General features: G+C 73.1%; 12 protein-coding genes. 5 read left to right on the forward strand and 7 right to left on the reverse strand.

Features of this window, described 5'->3' with window-relative positions; translation table 11 throughout:
- Nucleotides 1–195 precede the first annotated feature (195 nt).
- The gene (locus LZ495_RS16160) at nt 196–1,347 is read left to right on the forward strand and encodes an acyl-CoA dehydrogenase family protein (RefSeq protein WP_235052906.1); all 1,152 of its coding nucleotides are present in this window, start codon (nt 196–198) and stop codon (nt 1,345–1,347) included.
- A 250-nt stretch (nt 1,348–1,597) separates the two neighbouring features.
- On the opposite strand, the gene LZ495_RS16165 is transcribed toward LZ495_RS16160, so the two are convergent.
- The 3 genes from LZ495_RS16165 to LZ495_RS16175 all read right to left on the reverse strand — a co-directional run bounded on the left by LZ495_RS16165 (nt 1,598) and on the right by LZ495_RS16175 (nt 4,481).
- The gene (locus tag LZ495_RS16165) at nt 1,598–2,428 is read right to left on the reverse strand and encodes an HpcH/HpaI aldolase/citrate lyase family protein (RefSeq protein WP_235052907.1); all 831 of its coding nucleotides are present in this window, start codon (nt 2,426–2,428) and stop codon (nt 1,598–1,600) included.
- Entirely contained in the window at nt 2,425–3,315 is an 891-nt protein-coding gene (locus tag LZ495_RS16170; protein ID WP_235052908.1) for an HTD2 family dehydratase, read from the reverse strand. Before LZ495_RS16170 ends, LZ495_RS16165 begins: the two co-directional genes overlap by 4 nt.
- A gap of 212 nt (nt 3,316–3,527) precedes the next feature.
- Nucleotides 3,528–4,481, reverse strand: a complete 954-nt coding sequence (locus tag LZ495_RS16175) for a LysR family transcriptional regulator (RefSeq protein WP_235052909.1) — start codon at nt 4,479–4,481, stop codon at nt 3,528–3,530.
- 136 nt (nt 4,482–4,617) lie between these two features.
- Between LZ495_RS16175 and LZ495_RS16180 the strand changes: the two genes are divergently transcribed.
- Together LZ495_RS16180 and LZ495_RS16185 are read left to right on the forward strand one after the other, a co-directional pair.
- Nucleotides 4,618–5,820 (forward strand): CaiB/BaiF CoA transferase family protein, encoded by a 1,203-nt coding sequence (locus LZ495_RS16180; protein ID WP_235052910.1) that lies wholly within the window; start codon nt 4,618–4,620, stop codon nt 5,818–5,820.
- Between the two features lie 76 nt (nt 5,821–5,896).
- A complete protein-coding gene (locus tag LZ495_RS16185) occupies nt 5,897–7,363 on the forward strand; it encodes an aldehyde dehydrogenase (protein WP_235052911.1) in 1,467 nt (488 codons plus the stop codon).
- A gap of 60 nt (nt 7,364–7,423) precedes the next feature.
- Here LZ495_RS16185 and LZ495_RS16190 read toward each other — a convergent pair whose 3' ends face one another.
- The 3 genes from LZ495_RS16190 to LZ495_RS16200 all read right to left on the reverse strand — a co-directional run bounded on the left by LZ495_RS16190 (nt 7,424) and on the right by LZ495_RS16200 (nt 12,717).
- Nucleotides 7,424–9,292, reverse strand: a complete 1,869-nt coding sequence (locus LZ495_RS16190; RefSeq protein ID WP_235052912.1) for a sulfatase-like hydrolase/transferase — start codon at nt 9,290–9,292, stop codon at nt 7,424–7,426.
- Nucleotides 9,289–11,121 carry a sulfatase gene (locus tag LZ495_RS16195; RefSeq protein WP_235052913.1) on the reverse strand — a complete coding sequence of 611 codons (1,833 nt, stop codon included), beginning with the start codon at nt 11,119–11,121 and terminating at the stop codon, nt 9,289–9,291. The genes LZ495_RS16190 and LZ495_RS16195 overlap by 4 nt, the downstream gene beginning before the upstream one ends.
- Before the next feature lie 192 nt (nt 11,122–11,313).
- Nucleotides 11,314–12,717: a glycosyltransferase 87 family protein gene (locus LZ495_RS16200; protein ID WP_235052914.1), complete on the reverse strand. Its 1,404-nt coding sequence runs from the start codon at nt 12,715–12,717 to the stop codon at nt 11,314–11,316.
- 124 nt (nt 12,718–12,841) lie between these two features.
- Between LZ495_RS16200 and LZ495_RS16205 the strand changes: the two genes are divergently transcribed.
- Both LZ495_RS16205 and LZ495_RS16210 read left to right on the forward strand, forming a co-directional pair.
- Entirely contained in the window at nt 12,842–14,134 is a 1,293-nt protein-coding gene (locus tag LZ495_RS16205) for a molybdopterin-dependent oxidoreductase (protein ID WP_235052915.1), read from the forward strand.
- Nucleotides 14,131–14,673: a hypothetical protein gene (locus LZ495_RS16210; protein ID WP_235052916.1), complete on the forward strand. Its 543-nt coding sequence runs from the start codon at nt 14,131–14,133 to the stop codon at nt 14,671–14,673. The genes LZ495_RS16205 and LZ495_RS16210 overlap by 4 nt, the downstream gene beginning before the upstream one ends.
- A 26-nt stretch (nt 14,674–14,699) precedes the next feature.
- Here LZ495_RS16210 and LZ495_RS16215 read toward each other — a convergent pair whose 3' ends face one another.
- Nucleotides 14,700–15,365 carry a class I SAM-dependent methyltransferase gene (locus LZ495_RS16215; RefSeq protein ID WP_235052917.1) on the reverse strand — a complete coding sequence of 222 codons (666 nt, stop codon included), beginning with the start codon at nt 15,363–15,365 and terminating at the stop codon, nt 14,700–14,702.
- Nucleotides 15,366–15,403: the final 38 nt, after the last annotated feature.

Here is a 15,403-nt window from a genome sequence, read left to right on the forward strand (position 1 = left end):
CCGCGGCCGTCGCCGAGGCGCTCGCGGACTGACGGCTGCCGGACGCCGGCGCACCGGGCGCGGTGCGGCACCTGTCGGGTTGCCGCACCGCGCCCGTTTTCGTGGGGAAAGCGACACCAGGAGAGTGTCGGCAAGATTTTATCTTTGATAAACTATTGAACAGATGATGGTCAGGGTGTCGAGGGGAGCGGGTCCATGCTTTCGCGAGAAGAGCGCGAGTTCGTCGGCGTCGTGCGGCGGTTCGTCGACTCCGAGGTCAAACCGGTGGCACACGACCTCGAAGCGGAGGACATCTACCCCGAGAAGCTCATCGAGGGGATGAAGGAGCTCGGGATCTACGGGCTCGCCGTGCCCGAGCCGTGGGGCTACGGGAAGGTGAGCGCGGCCTGCTACGTGCTGGTCACCGAGGAACTCGCCCGGGGCTGGATGAGTCTGGCCGGCGCGATGGGCGGCCACACCGTGGTGGCCAAGCTGATCCTGGACTACGGCACGCAGGAGCAGAAGGACAAATACCTGCCGCGGCTGGCCACCGGCGAACTGCGCGCCACCATGGCCCTGACCGAGCCCGGCGGCGGCTCGGACCTCCAGGCCATGCGCACCGTCGCCCGCGCCGAGGGCGGCAAGTACGTCGTCAACGGCTCGAAGACCTGGATCTCCAACGGCCGCCGGGCCGGCCTGGTCGCCCTGCTCTGCAAGACCGACCCCGCCGCCGAACCCGCGCACAAGGGAGTGTCGATCCTGCTGGTCGAGAAGGGCGAAGGCCTGACGGTCTCCCGCGACCTGCACAAGCTCGGCTACAAGGGCGTCGAGACGTCGGAGCTGGTCTTCGAGGACATGCACGTGCCGGCCGACGCTCTCCTCGGCACCGCGGAAGGCCAGGGCTTCGCCCAGATGATGCGCGGCCTCGAAGTCGGCCGCCTCCAAGTCGCCGCCCGCGCCCTCGGCGTGGGCCGGGCCGCGCTGGAGGACTCGCTGCGCTACGCGCAGGAGCGCGAGTCGTTCGGCCGGCCGATCTGGAAGCACCAGTCCATCGGCAACTACCTCGCCAACATGGCCACCAAGCTCGAAGCCGCCCGCCAGCTCACCCTGTTCGCGGCCCAGCGCTACGACGAGGGCGACCGCGTCGACATGGAAGCCGGCATGGCCAAACTCTTCGCCTCCGAGACGGCCATGGAGATCGCCCTCGACGCGGTCCGCATCCACGGCGGCTACGGCTACTCCTCGGAGTTCGACGTCGAACGCTACTTCCGCGATGCCCCGCTCATGATCGTCGGCGAGGGCACCAACGAGATCCAGCGCAACGTCATCGTCAAGCAGTTGGTCGGCCGCAACCGCGTCGCCCGCTGAGAACCCCGGGCGTTGCGCCCGGCGTCGAGCGGCCCGGCGGATCCCGATCCGCCGGGCCGCGGGCCGACTGCACGGCCCGGCGCGCCGCGCCCCCCCCCCCCCGCGGGCCCCGCGGGCCGACGGCACGTCCGCGGGGGCGGACGGCGGTACGCAAGAAGGGGGCTTCCCGATCGGGAAGCCCCCTTCGCCGTGCGGGCCGTGCGGGCCGTGGGCGGCGGTGGGCCGCAGCGGCCCGTGCGCAGCGGCAGGTTCAGGGCGCGGCGGGCGTCTCAGCGGCCGCGGCAAGGATGCGTTCGGCGCGGAGCAGCACCGGGCGGTCGATCATGTGGCCGTCGATGGCGGTGGCCGAGTCTCCGGCGGCCAGGACGCTTGCGGCCCAGCGGACCTCTTCGGGAGACGGTGCGAAGCCCCGGGCCGCACCCGGGAGTTGCGCCGGGTGGATGCAGAGCTTGGCGGTGAAGCCGAGGCGGCGGGCGTGGCCTATGTCGGTGCGGAGGGCGTCGAGGTCGCGCAGCGCGGTGGTGACGCCGTCGACGGGCGGCGCGATGCCGGCCGCAGCGGAGGCGACGACGAGGCGGGACCGAGCGTAGGCCAGAGCCGTGTGGTCGTCGGGGGCCGTGCCGAGTTGGGCGGAGAGGTCGACGTTGCCGAAGGCGGCGCGGACCACGCCCGGTGCGCGGCAGACCTCGTACGCGCGTTCCACGCCGAGCGCGGTCTCGACGAGAGCGATGAGGCCGCAGCGGGCGCCGGAGAGGGCCACGAGGTCCGCGAGCGTCGCCGCGTCCTCGGCCTTGGGCACTATGACGGGGCAGCCGTGCCGGGCCGCCATCGCGACGTCGGCTGCGGACCAGGGAGTTCCGGGGGCGTTGATGCGGACGATCGCCTGGTTGCCGTCGGCGAGCCATCGGTCCGCGGCGGCGCGGGCTTCGTCCTTGTCGGCGAGGGCCACCGCGTCCTCGAGGTCGAGGATGACGAGGTCGGCGCCGGAGGAGGCCGCCTTGGCGAAGCGGTCGGGGCGGTTGCCGGGGACGAAGAGCAGCGTGGTCGCGGTGGCGATCCGGTCGCGGGTTTCGGTGTTCATGCGAAGTCCACCTCGGCCGTGGCGTGTTCGCCCGCGCGGTGGGTGGCGGTGCGGAGGATGGCGCCGGTGGTGGTCGGCGTTCCGTACGCGGCCAGGCGTTCGCCGCCGAAGATCGGTGCACGGAGGCGGTAAGAGAGGGCGCGGACCTGCCGGGCCGGTGCGTGGCGGCGGGGGAGTTCGAGCATGAGGAGGGCGAGGAGCGGGCCGTGCACGACGAGCCCGGGGTAGCCCTCCTCGTCGCGGCAGTACGGCGCGTCGTAGTGGATCCGATGGGCGTTCGCGGTCAGGGCGCTGAAGCGGAAGAGCAGCGGCGGGTCCGGCTGAAGCGCGAGCTGCCAGGGGGCGTCGGCTTCGGGGCGTGCGGACGTGTCCAGGCTTTGGGGGTGCCGGGCTTCGTTGCGGCCGGAGCGGTAGACGATGTCCTGTTCCTCGACCAGGCACGTGCGACCGCGCTGGCGGAACTCGCGGCGTTCGGTGACGAAGAGGAGATCGCCGGTGCGGCCGTGCTTCTCGGTGATGGAGAGCAGGCTGCTTGTGCGCTCGGCGGGTTCGCCCACGAGCAGCGGTTCGGTGATCGTGCAGCGGCCGCCGGCGAACATGCGCTGCCGGTCCGGGACGGGCGGCAGGAAATGCCCGTCGCGCGGGTGGCCGTCGGCGCCGAGGGCCTGGTGCGCGGGCCACGGGAGGAAGTGCAGCCAGTGCCACAGCGGCGGCAGCGGGTCGCCGTCGCGGGCGACGGGTGCGGGGAGGTCGAGGACCGCGGAGAGAGCGGCGACCGGCCCGGCGAGCAGCGGGTCTTCGTCGGTGACCGGGGCCGGACACCAGGATGCGACATACGAGCCGAGGGACGCCGTCGCGTCGGGGCCGGTCTCGGGAGCGGCGGACATCGGTGCCTCCGGCGGCGCGTGGGGGATGAGGGCATGAGGGCAGAACGAACGGGCGGACGCCTCGGCATAGGCGTCCGCCCGTGTTCGATCATCGGTGCTGCGCGGCGGGGTTGGACAATAGAAAGGCGTGATGGGCGCATGAGCGGGAGGCATGGCCGCGGGCGGTGGCCATGGCGCGCGCTCTGGTGCGGGCGAGGACTCGCCGGGGCCGCTCAGGAATCGGCCGGCGGATCCCCGGCGCCGGGTGCCAGGGCCGAAGGCCAGCGGCCCTGCGCCACCGCGGTGCCGATCAGGTGGACCAGTTCGCGGGCCACGACCTCGACCGCGGGCGGCGTACGGGCGTACCGCGGCGTGGCGAGCACGATCGAGCGCCAGATGTCCGGCTCGCTCAGCGGTGCCGCGCTGATCGTGCCGGATTCGACGTCGTCGGCGATGCCGAGTCCGGGCAGGATCGTCCAGCCGTGCCCGGCGGCCACGAGTTGCTTCTGGACGCGCATGGAGTTGGTCTGCACGGCGACGGAAAGCTCGGTGCGGGCCCGGGTCGCGGCGGCGTCGATCAGGCCCCGGAGCGCGTGCCCGGCCGCGGGCATGACCAAGGGGTGGAGGGCGGCCTCGGCGAAGGGCACCGGGACGTCGGCGCGCAGGCCGGCCTCGGGCGGCGCGACCGCCCACAGGCGCTCGCGGACGAGGGGGGTCGCGTTGACGGCCGGAGTGCTGTCCAGGTTGTAGAGCAGGGTGAGGTCCAGGTCGCCGTCCGCGAGCCACTGCTGGAGATGGCCCGAGTACGCGGTGATCAGCTGCAGCACGACGCCGGGGTGCTCGCGGCCGAGCGCCGCGACGAGGGGCTCGGCCAGCAGGTCGCTCGTGCTCTCCAGCAGGCCGACCGCGACGATGCCGGTGACCTGGCCCGGCGGCGGCTGCACCTCGGCGCGGGCGCGTTCGAGTTCGTTGAGGGCGCGGCGGGCCCGGTCGACCATGATCGCGCCGGCCTTGGTCGGCCGCATGCCCTGCCCGGTCCGCTCGAAGAGCGCGATGCCGAGCTCCTTCTCCAGGCTGCGGATCTGCCGGGTGACCGCGGGCTGGACGAGATGCAGCAGCTCCGCCGCCCGGGTGACGCTGCCCGCCTCGGCCACCGTGACGACGGCCCTGAGCTGCTTGATGTCCACGGTGGGCCTTTCCGTACCGCGTCGTGCCGGCTATCCGAGGCCCGCATGGGGGCATCACAGAATGCTATTTCAATTGGGACGCCATCACTCATCATGATGGTGGGACCGGTGCCGGTTCCCTGCCCTTGGAGGCCGCATGAGCGACGACCCTGCTGCACGGCTGCCGCTCGCCGGCATCACCGTCGTCAGCATCGAGCAGGCGGTCGCCGCCCCGTTCGCCACCCGCCAGCTCGCCGACCTCGGCGCCCGGGTGGTCAAGGTGGAGCGCCCGGGCGGCGGCGACTTCGCGCGCCGCTACGACACCACCGTGCACGGCGAGTCCAGCTACTTCGTGTGGCTCAACCGGGGCAAGGAATCGGTCACGCTCGACCTCAAGGCCGGTGCCGGACGCGCGATCCTCGAGGAACTCCTCGCCGGAGCCGACGTGTTCGTCCAGAACCTGGCCCCCGGCGCGGCCGCCCGCATGGGCCTGGGCGCGGCCGACCTCGCGGCGCGCTTCCCGGACCTGATCGCCTGCACGGTGTCGGGCTACGGCACCGACGGCCCCTGGGCCGACCGCAAGGCGTACGACCTGCTCGTGCAGTGCCAGACCGGCCTGGTCTCGCTGACCGGCAACGAGCACGGCGCGGCCCGGGTCGGCGTGTCGATCGCCGACATCGCGGCCGGCATGTACGCCTACTCCGGCATCCTCACCGCGCTCTTCACCCGGGCCGCCACCGGCGTCGCGCGGGCCGTGGAGGTCTCGCTCTTCGAGGCACTGGCCGAATGGGTGAGCCAGCCCGCGTACTACACCCGGCACGGCGGCACCCAGCCCCCGCGCATCGGCACGCAGCACGCCACCATCGCCCCGTACGGCGCCTACCCTGCCGCGGACGGCCGCGACGTCCTGCTGACCGTCCAGAACGAACGCGAATGGGCGGCGCTGTGCGAGCGGTTCCTCAAGCGCCCCGACCTGGTCGCGGACCCCCGCTTCGGCACTCCGTCGGACCGGGTGGCCAACCGCGCCGAACTGGACGTGGTCCTCGCCGCGCGCTTCGCCGAACTGGACGCGGCGGAGGCAATGGACCTGCTGGACCGGATCGGCGTCGCCAACGCGGGCGTCAACACCGTCGCGGACTTCCTCGCCCATCCGGTCCTCGAAGCCCGCGGCCGCTGGCGCGACGTCGGCATACCCGGCGGCACCGCGGTGCCCGCGCTCCTGCCGCCCGCGGACCTGGCCGGCGTCGAGGCCCGGATGGGCGACGTGCCGGCCGTCGGCGAGCACACCGCAGCGGTGCTGGCCGCGCTGGGCCGCGAGCCGGCCGAGATCGACGCCCTGCGCGCCGAGAACGTCATCTGAACACGGCACGACCGTGCCCCACGAAGCACCTGAAGCACCTTGAAGCACCTCGAACAGGCGGGATACCGGATACCTCATGCAGCGCTACGAGTTGTTCATCGACGGCGAGAGCCGCGCGGCGGCCGGGGCCGAGTGGTTCCCGACCGACAACCCCTTCCTGGGCACCCCGTGGGCCGAGATCGCCAAGGGCACCGCGCAGGACGTCGGCGATGCCGCCGAGGCCGCACACCGCGCCCTGCACAGCGGCCCCTGGGCCGAGCTGACCGCGAGTGCCCGCGGCGCCCTGCTGCGCCGGCTCGGCGACGCCATCGCGGAGCACGCCGAGTACCTGGCCGAGCTCGAAGTGCGGGACAACGGCAAGCTGTTCACCGAGATGCACGGGCAGGTCGCGTACATCCCGCAGTGGTTCCACTACTACGGCGGGCTCGCCGACAAGATCGAGGGCACTGTCCCGCCGCTGGACAAGAAGGGCTACTTCGCCTTCACGAAGAAGGAGCCGGTCGGGGTCGTCGGGATCATCACGCCGTGGAACTCCCCGCTCCTGCTCCTGGCCTGGAAGCTCGCCCCGGCCCTGGCCGCGGGCTGCACGGTGGTGGTCAAGCCCTCCGAGTTCACTTCCGCGTCCACGCTCGAACTCGCCCGGCTCTGCCACGAGGCGGGCCTGCCGCCGGGCGTCTTCAACGTCGTGGCCGGCTTCGGCCAGGACGTCGGTGCGGCCCTGGTCGAGCACCCCCTGGTCCGCAAGATCAGCTTCACCGGTTCGGACGCCACCGGCCGCCGCATCAACCAGGCCGCGGCCCGGGACTTCAAGCACGTCAGCCTCGAACTCGGCGGCAAGTCGCCGAACATCGTCTTCGCCGACGCCGACCTGGAGTCCGCGGTCAACGGCGCGGTGTCCGGCATCTTCGCGGCCACCGGCCAGACCTGCATCGCCGGTTCCCGCCTGCTGGTCCAGGCCGGCGTGCACGACGAGGTCGTGGCCCGCCTCGTCGACCTCGCGGCCACCGCCCGGATCGGCGACCCGATGGACGCCGCGACCCAGGTCGGCCCGATCACCACCCCGGCCCAGTACGCCAAGGTCCTCGACTACATCGACGTCGCGCAGAAGGAGGGCGCCCGGCTCGTCCTCGGCGGCAAACCCGCCGACCGCGGCGGCCTGTTCGTCGAGCCGACCGTCTTCACCGGCGTGCACAACAGCATGCGGATCGCCCAGGAAGAGGTCTTCGGCCCGGTCCTCGCGGTCGTGCCCTTCCAGGACGAGGACGAAGCCGTGGCGATCGCCAACGACAGCCGCTACGGCCTCGGCGCGGGCGTCTGGACGAGCGACATCGGCCGTGCCTTCCGCATGGCCGACCGCATCCGCTCCGGCACGGTCTGGGTCAACACCTACCGCGCAGTGAGCTACTTGGCTCCCTTCGGTGGCTTCAAGGACTCCGGCATCGGCCGCGAGAACGGCATCGCCGCGATCGGCGCGTACCTGGAGGACAAGTGCGTCTGGATCAACACCGGAGCGCCGACCGGCAACCCCTTCGTCCTGAAGTGACCCGCCCGGCGAGGTGATGAACAGCCGGCCACCGGCGCCCGACTCCGGTGGCCGGCGCCGTCACGCTTCCGGGGACTCGGGCTCCTCCTGCGGTCGAGCCTGCGCCGCGGCCCAGGCCTTGATCATGGCGTCCATGTCGAAGACGACCGTGTCCGGCGTGTAGGTGCCGTCCAGCCGGAAGAGCAGGTACCGCGCGGCGGCGCCGACGTACTCGTCGCCTTCGGCGGCCGCGGCGACCACGTCGCGGAACCTGCCGACCCGGTCCAGGGGCAGCGCGGTCAGCGCGTCCAGCGCCTCCAGGCGAACCGGCCGCGGGTTCTCCGGCCCGGCCCGGCGGGCGAGTTCGGCGACCGCATCCTCGTCGCCGGCGTACCGGGCGAGGGCCTCCGCGCACGGGATCCGGACGAACGGGTCGGCCTCGGAGCCCGGGGCGTCGCCGGAGCCCAGCAGCGGACGCAGCACCGGGACGGCGTCGAGCGCCTTGCTGCCGAGCGCGAGGATGCCGATCGCCGCCCAGCGCCGCACGGTGGCATCGGCGTCGGCCAGCGCGGCGGTGAGCAGCGGCAGGTCGGCGGGGTCCTGCCGGGGTACCGCGTCGGCCACGGCGAGGATGCGCTCCAGCGGGTACGCACCCGGCACCCGGCTTGCCGCGTGGCCCTCCGCCGGTGCCCCCTCGGGGAGGAAGCCGTTGTCGTGCACCTCCAGCATGTGCGCGCGCAGGGCACCGGCGAGCCGGCGTTCGACGTCCTCGTACGCCGGGTCCCCGGCCAGATTGCGCACCTGGTCCGGGTCGGCGACGGTGTCGTACAGCTCGACGCCCGGCTTGGCCTGCCAGAACGCCGACCGGGTGGCGTCGAGGCGGCCCGCGAGGTGCTCGGCCTCCCAGGACCGGTAGCCCGCGGCGAGCCACGCGAACGCCTGGTGCATGCCGTACGGCCGGTGCGGGGTGTAGTTCCGGATGTAGCGGTACCGGGCGTCCCGGACCGTGCGGACCATGTCGTACCGGGCGTCCATGCGGTTGCGCATGCCGAACGCGAGCTCGCCTGCCGCGTCGAATCCGGTGCGCAGCAGGCTCGTTCCCTGCATGTGGCCGGGGACCGCGCCGCCGGCCAGGTCGATCAGCGTGGGCGGGATCCGGATCGTGCCGACCGCGGCCGCGACCCGCGTCCCGGGCGGCGGCAGCAGATGCGCGAACCGCTCGGGTGCGGAGACGATCAGCGGGACGTGCAGGCCCTCGTTGTAGCACCACCGCTTCGAGCGCGGATTGACGCCGCCGTGGTCGGAGGTGTGCAGGACGACGGTGTCGCCGCGCAGCCCGTCCTCCTCCAGTTGCGCCAGCAGCGAGCCGAGGAAGGCGTCGAAACCGGCGATCTGCGCGTAGTACCCGGCGATGTCCTGCCGGACCTCGGGGGTGTCGGGGAGGTACTCGGGCACCCGTACGGCCTCGGGCGGCACGGGCGAGTCGCCGCCGCCGAACACCGCGCTCTCGTGGGTCGCGTCGTAGTTGAACACCGCCAGGAACGGCGCGCCTTCGGGCCGGTTGCGCCAGTGCGCGGCGGGCGAGGAGTCGTCCCAGACGGCCTGCGGGTCGATGTCGCAGTTGTAGTCGGTCTTGGCGTTGTTGGTGCAGTAGTAGCCGAGGCCTCGGATGACCTCGGGGTACGTCGGCATCCCGGCCGGATGCCGCGCCTCGGCCCGCATGTGGTGGGCGGGCCCGTTGCTCTCGGGGGCGAGGCCGGTCAGCAGCGCGTAGCGGGACGGTGCGCACACCGGCGCGGCGCTGTACGCGTGCTCGAAGAGCGTTCCCCGGGCGGCCAGTTCGTCGACGTGCGGGGTGGCCGCGTGCGGATCGCCGTAGCAGCCGAAGCGCGGCGGGCAGTCCTCGCTGACCACCCACAGGATGTTGGGGCGCGGGTCATGCGGGCTCACGCGGACGTCCCCTCCGGCGCGCCGGCTGCTACCTGGACCGGAGCCGCTGCGGAACCGGGCAGGGCGGCGAGGGCGGTGGCGATCGTCCGTACCGTGTTCGGCGGCAGCAGCCCGCCTGCGAGCTGGGCGACTTGCAGCAGGCTCGCATCGCCGACCATGCGGAGCAGGCTGCCGTCCAGGACGCGGCCGAGCCCGGCGTCGCGCAGCACCTGCTCGCTCGCGGGGTCCGCGGCGAGCTCGCGGAGCGGGGTGTGCACGCTGCTCGGCCCGTCCGGGAACTCCGACGGATCGAGCGGGAGTTCCTCCACCGCCGCGCTGCGCTGCTTGCCGACCAGGAGGTGCTCGGGCCCGACGGGGCCGACCGGCGGCAGGCCGAGGCGCTCGTACTGCTCCGCGGGGGCGTCCGCGGCGCGCATCACGTCGGCGAGGAGATTGGCCATGCGCAGTTCGAGGTCGTCGTCGACCAGCGGGTTCTCCTGCTCCGGGTCGGTGTGCAGGTCGAACAGCAGGCTGCCGAACCGGGCGGGGGAGAGCGCGAAGCCGGGCACCTTGAGCACCGGCGTGCCCTTGGTGAAGGCGTAGGTGCCGCCCGGGACCAGCTCGGCGCCGCGCAGTTCCCCGACCGTGAACAGGCCGCGCATGTGCGCGGGCATGAGGGTGTGCTCGGACAGCGGTTCGTTCGCCGCGGTCGCGCAGGCGCGCATGTAGACGTGGCGCCCGTCGGTGACCGAGACATGCCCGCCGAACGCACCGAAGATCCCGGCCTCGCGGACCGGGGTGCCGTCCGCGACGGTGGCGCGCAGCGGCACGCCCATCATGTCGGCGGTGCGGTCGACGCCGAAGAATTCGAGGAGCGTGGGCCCGATGTCGATGGTCTGCACGAGGGCGTCGCGGCGTTCGCCCCGCACGCGGCTGCGCGGGTCCCATATGAACAGCGGCGTGTGGATGGTCTCGTCGTACCAGGGCTGGACGTTCTTGCCCCACCAGCCCTTCTCGCCCAGCAGGAAGCCGTGGTCGGTGCAGACGATGAGCATGGTGTCGTCCCACAGGCCCTGCTCGTCCATCGCGTCCAGGACCCGGCCGAGGTTGCGGTCGCACATGGACAGCAGGGCGGCGTACTCGCGGCGCACGTGCTCGACCTGCTCGGGGGTCTCCAGGACCATCCGGTAGTCGGGCCAGTCGTACTGCGGGCCGTCGTAGTCGTGCGGGTAGAGATCCTTGTAGTGCTGCTGGCTGAAGAACGGCTCGTGCGGGTCGAAGGTCTCGATCTGCACGAACCAGTTGTCCTCCGCCCGGTTGCGCGCGATGAACTCCAGCCCGGCGTCGAACGTCTTCGTCTGCGGCTGGTCCTCCTCGCGCGTGAGGTACGTGCGGTTGATCCAGTCCTGGCGCCACGCTTCGCCGCGCATCGTCTTCAGGCTCTCCGGGATCTCCGGATCGGCGACGTGGCCCTTCCAGAAGTCGCCCTCCTGGCCGCGGAAGAACTCGTGGGTGCGGTAGCGGCCGTGGTACGTCGCGCCGCCGTCCTCCCAGTAGTGCTGGTGGTCGGTGGCCAGGTGGGTGTAGACGCCCGCATCGCCGAGCATCTGCGGGCAGGAGTCGTCGAACGGCTCCAGCGGGCCCCAGCTCCGGTGCAGGAAGTTGTGCCGCCCGGTGTGCAGTTCGCGCCGGGCCGGCATGCACGGCATGCTCCCCGCGTAGCAGTTGTCGAAGGTCGCGGTCCGCTCGGCCAGCCGCGCGAAGTTCGGCGCGTGGATCCAGTCCGCGGCGCCGTACGGCGGCAGATAGCGCCGATTGAGGCTGTCGAACATGACCATGACGGCTTTCATGCGTGCTGCTCCTCGACGTTCCGGCACCGGGCCCGCCGGCTCCGCGCGGCACGCGGCACCGCCCTGAAGCAGACCTGCCCTCTATATATGCCAGAACACTGCTGCTTGGAATAGCTCCCTGCTCAGGACGACACATGCCGTTCACATCTTCACTCAGCTAGATTCTCTTGTATCTAGTCGGCCAGGTATCGGTCAGACCGCGGCGGCCGTGACCGGAGGCAGTTGCGGCTCGTCGGCCACCCTGCGCCGCAGGTACGCCCGGGCCGCCGCGGTCCCCGCGACGACCAGCAGCGCGGCCCCGTACGCGCCGACGTGCACGGTCTCGACCTGCTCCGGTGTGAGCCCGAGCGTCCACAGGAAGTAGAGCGCGTAGCCGGCCAGGCCGACCGCCATCCACTCGGCCCGCCCGTCGAGGACCACCAGCCCGACCAGCATGAGCGCGTACCAGGGGTAAGCGGGCGCCAGGACGAGCAGCAGGACCCCGATCATGGTCAGCGCCGCGCCCCACGGCCGATCCGGATCGGAACGGCGCATCACCAGCACGGCCGTGGCGACCAGCACGGCCACCGCGGCGTACGGTGTCGCCCGATCCGGCAGCACCAGCCCCAGCAGCGCGAAGCGGGCGCCGTCCTCGTAGCGTTCCTCGCGCAGATAGCCCGGCAGGTAGCCGACGACCGCGGAGCCGGACATGAGCAAGTACGGCACGTACGAGACCACGACGGTCGCGGCGGCCGTGCCCCAGGTGACCCACGGCCGCCGCCGCGCCGCGCCGACCAGGGACGCGGCCGGGAACATCTTCGTGGCCACCGCAGCCCCGGCGAGCAGCCCGCCCAGCACCGGACGCCGCGCCGCCACCGCGGCCAGCCCGAGCACCATGAACAGCACGCCGAGCCCGTCCACATGCGCGTTGTTGCCGGACTCCAGCACCACCATCGGGCACCACGCCCACAGCACCGCATGCCGGGGGTCGCGGCCGAAGCGGCGCAGCACCAGCAGCAGCGCGACCGTGACGGCCAGCGCGACCAGCGCAGCCGCGGCCTGCACCGGCTCACGCCCGCCGTCGGGTGTGACCGCGTGTACCGCGCGGTACCAGAACTGCGCGACCGGCGGATAGATCGTGTGCACGGCAGGACGGTTCATCATGGTGCAGGTGCCGTCCGGCAGCGGGTGTTCCAACCACCCCGTGCAGTCCCCCGACGGGAAGAGCCACTCGTCGCGCAGTTCCCGCAGTTCCGGATCCTGCGGCGCGTACTGGTACGGCGAGATCCCGGCCGCCTGCACACGCCCGTCCCAGGCGTACCGGTAGGAATCGTCGCTTGTCTGCGGCGGCGCGGACATCGCGACGAGCTGGAACGCGACGGCACCGATCAGGATCATCGGCACTGCGGCCCGGCGCGGCACATGGCGGATCACCACGTACGCCGCCGCCGCGAACAGCGCCCAGGCGGCCCCGTACACGGCGTAGGTGCCGTAGTCGCCGGGACGCGTGTGCGGGCCGTGCACGGCGTAGGCGAGAGTGGCGCCGAGCCCGACCCCGAGGGCGGCGGCCGACACCGCGATCGCGACGGCGGCACCTTGGCGACGACGGGATTCCATGCCCCGACCCTGGCAGGCCGAACGCCGCCGGGCCGCCCGCCGCGGCGACACGTCAGCACTCCGTAAGCACCCGGAGCGGTACATCAGGCCCGTTTCGGGGATTGAGTGCGGACATGAGCATGCAATGCGAGCGAAGCGAGAAGAGGCCGCGCTCGGCGGATGCGGCCGCCGGGCGCACCGGGGCCGCGGCATGAGCCGCATCTCCGTCCCGCGCGGGCACGTTCCCGACATCCCGCTGCCCGAACCCCCCGCAGCGCTGCGCCGCGGCCCGCTCCGCGAGGGAGCCTTCCGCAGCGCCCTGCACGACCCGCGCACGGCAGTCGTCGTCGGCCGCCTGCTGGGCGTCTCGTTCGCGGTGTGCTTCCTGACCGGCCTGCTCAGCCACCTGATGCAGCACCAGCCGGGCTGGCTCGCCTTCCCCAGCCGCCCGGTGTGGGGGTACCGGGTGAGCCAAGGGCTGCACGTCGCGACCGGCATCGCCGCGGTGCCGCTGCTGCTGGTCAAGCTGTGGGTGGTCTACCCGCGGCTGTTCGCCTGGCCGCCGGCCCGTTCGGTACGCCACGCACTCGAACGGCTGTCGATCGCGGTCCTGGTCGCCGCCGCCATCTTCGAACTGGCGACCGGTCTGATCAACATCGTGCAGTGGTACCCGTGGCCGTTCGCGTTCGTCCCGGTGCACTACTGGATCGGCTGGGTCGCCACCGGCGCACTCGTGCTGCACATCGGGGTGCAACTCCCGGTCATCACCGAGCACTGGCGCCGCGGTCCCGAGGTACTGCCCGCGGCGTCGCCCTCCGCGGCCGGCGACGGCAGCTCCGCCGATGCGCCGAGCCGCCGCGGGCTGCTCGCCGTCCTGGGTGCCTCGGTGGGTGTCGTCACCCTCGCGACGGTCGGCCAGACGGTCTCGCCGCTCGCCAAGGTCTCCCTGCTCGCACCGCGCAAGCCCGGCGTCGGACCCCAGGACCTGCCGGTCAACAGGACCGCCGCGGCCGCCGCGGTCCTGACCCCGATCCGCGACCCCGGGTGGCGGCTCACCGTGGCCGGCCCACGGGGATTCTCGCTGTCCCGCGCGGAGTTGCTGGCGATGCCGCAGCACACGGTGACCCTCCCCATCGCCTGCGTCGAAGGCTGGAGCGCGTCGGCGAGCTGGACCGGGGTGCGGATCCGCGACCTGATGGACCGCGCGGGCGCGCCCCGGGACGCCACGCTCCGGGTGGTCTCGCTGGAACTCGGCAGCCCGTACTCCGTCATGGAGATGCGGCACGACTACACCCGCGACCCGCTGACGCTGCTGGCCCTCGGCCTCAACGGCGAGACGCTGGACGAGGACCACGGCTACCCGGCACGGATCATCGCCCCGAACCGGCCCGGCGTGCTGCAGACCAAGTGGGTGGACCGGATGGAGGTCCTGACGTGACGGACGAGCCCGCGGCGGACGAGCCGACGCCGCACGACACCCCGGACCGGCCCGATCCGGACCGCTCCTCCCAAGGCGGCCCGTCGGGCACCGCCGCGCCCGCGTCCACCGCGGTCCGGGTCGCCCGGACGCTGCTCGGCGCCGCCGGCCTGGCCGGGATCGGCTACGGCATCGCCGGACTCCTCGACGAACCGGCCTACACCGACAAGTGGGGAGTCGCCGAGTGGCTCGTCGGCGGCCTGCTCCTGCACGACGCGGTCTTCGCCGTCCTCGTGTTCGTGCTCGGCGCGGCCGCCATGCGCGCGGCACCCGGCCGCGGCCCGGCGCCCTGGGTGCGGCGCACCTTCCTCGGCGGCCTCGCCGTCGGCATCGCCGCCACGCTGATCGCGCTGCCGGCCCTGGTGCGGCCCGGCACGCCGCCGAACCCGTCCGTGCTGCCGCTCGACTACGGCCGCAACCTGGCCGTGGTCTGGGGCGTGGTCCTCGCCGTCACCGGCATCACCATCGCGGTACGCAAATGGCGGGCCGGGCGCGGATAGCCGCCCGGCCCGCCTGGAAGGACGGGTCAGCCGCAGCGCACGAGCGCCGCGAACGCCCGTCCTTCCGTGCGCCACGCCGCATGCGGAGTGAACGCGCGGGCACCGGCCAGACCGGCGAGCGCGCGGGTGCCGACGCGCGCCCAGCGGAACGGTGCGCCGCGCCGGCCCTGCGCATCCTCGACGCGCGCCGCGAACCGCTCGTGCGCGCCGGGATCCGCGGCGTCCGTCTCGACCAGCAGCACGCCGCCAGGGCACAGGAGTTCGCGGACCCGGTCGAGCAGCGCGCCGGGATCGCCGCCGATGCCGATGTTCCCGTCCGCCAGCAGCGCCGCCGACCAGCGCCCTTCCCCCGGGAGCGGGTCGAACACCGAACGGCGCAGCACCGCGGCGCCGGCCGCGGCGGTCAACCGGACCGCGGCCGGCGCGACATCGATGCCCAGCGCCGGGACGCCGCGCCGCACGAGTGCCGCCGCCAGGCGCCCGGGCCCGCAGCCGATGTCGAGCGTCGGCCCGGCGCAGCGCGCCAGCAGCGTCTCGTCGTCCGCGTCCGCACCCGCCTTCCAGCGGTCGACGTCCAGGCTCTCGCGCCGCCCGTCGGCCCGGACCAGGAAGAGCGGACCGCCGTCCTGCAAGGCCCGTTCGTACGGCGCGGTGGCACGCGCGTCGCGGATGTCCGGGGCCGGGACCGGCACATCCGCCGGCCGGGGAGAGGACGCCTCCGGCACGCCCC

The organism is Yinghuangia soli, assembly GCF_021502675.1.
In the GTDB taxonomy this organism is placed as follows: domain Bacteria; phylum Actinomycetota; class Actinomycetes; order Streptomycetales; family Streptomycetaceae; genus Yinghuangia; species Yinghuangia soli.

Coding starts and splice junctions, on each gene's coding strand:
- LZ495_RS16160 (WP_235052906.1), top strand. CDS start 196: ATGCTTTCGCGAGAAGAGCGCGAGTTCGTCGGCGTCGTGCGGCGGTTC.
- LZ495_RS16165 (WP_235052907.1), bottom strand. CDS start 2,428: ATGAACACCGAAACCCGCGACCGGATCGCCACCGCGACCACGCTGCTC.
- LZ495_RS16170 (WP_235052908.1), bottom strand. CDS start 3,315: ATGTCCGCCGCTCCCGAGACCGGCCCCGACGCGACGGCGTCCCTCGGC.
- LZ495_RS16180 (WP_235052910.1), top strand. CDS start 4,618: ATGAGCGACGACCCTGCTGCACGGCTGCCGCTCGCCGGCATCACCGTC.
- LZ495_RS16185 (WP_235052911.1), top strand. CDS start 5,897: ATGCAGCGCTACGAGTTGTTCATCGACGGCGAGAGCCGCGCGGCGGCC.
- LZ495_RS16195 (WP_235052913.1), bottom strand. CDS start 11,121: ATGAAAGCCGTCATGGTCATGTTCGACAGCCTCAATCGGCGCTATCTG.
- LZ495_RS16200 (WP_235052914.1), bottom strand. CDS start 12,717: ATGGAATCCCGTCGTCGCCAAGGTGCCGCCGTCGCGATCGCGGTGTCG.
- LZ495_RS16205 (WP_235052915.1), top strand. CDS start 12,842: ATGCGAGCGAAGCGAGAAGAGGCCGCGCTCGGCGGATGCGGCCGCCGG.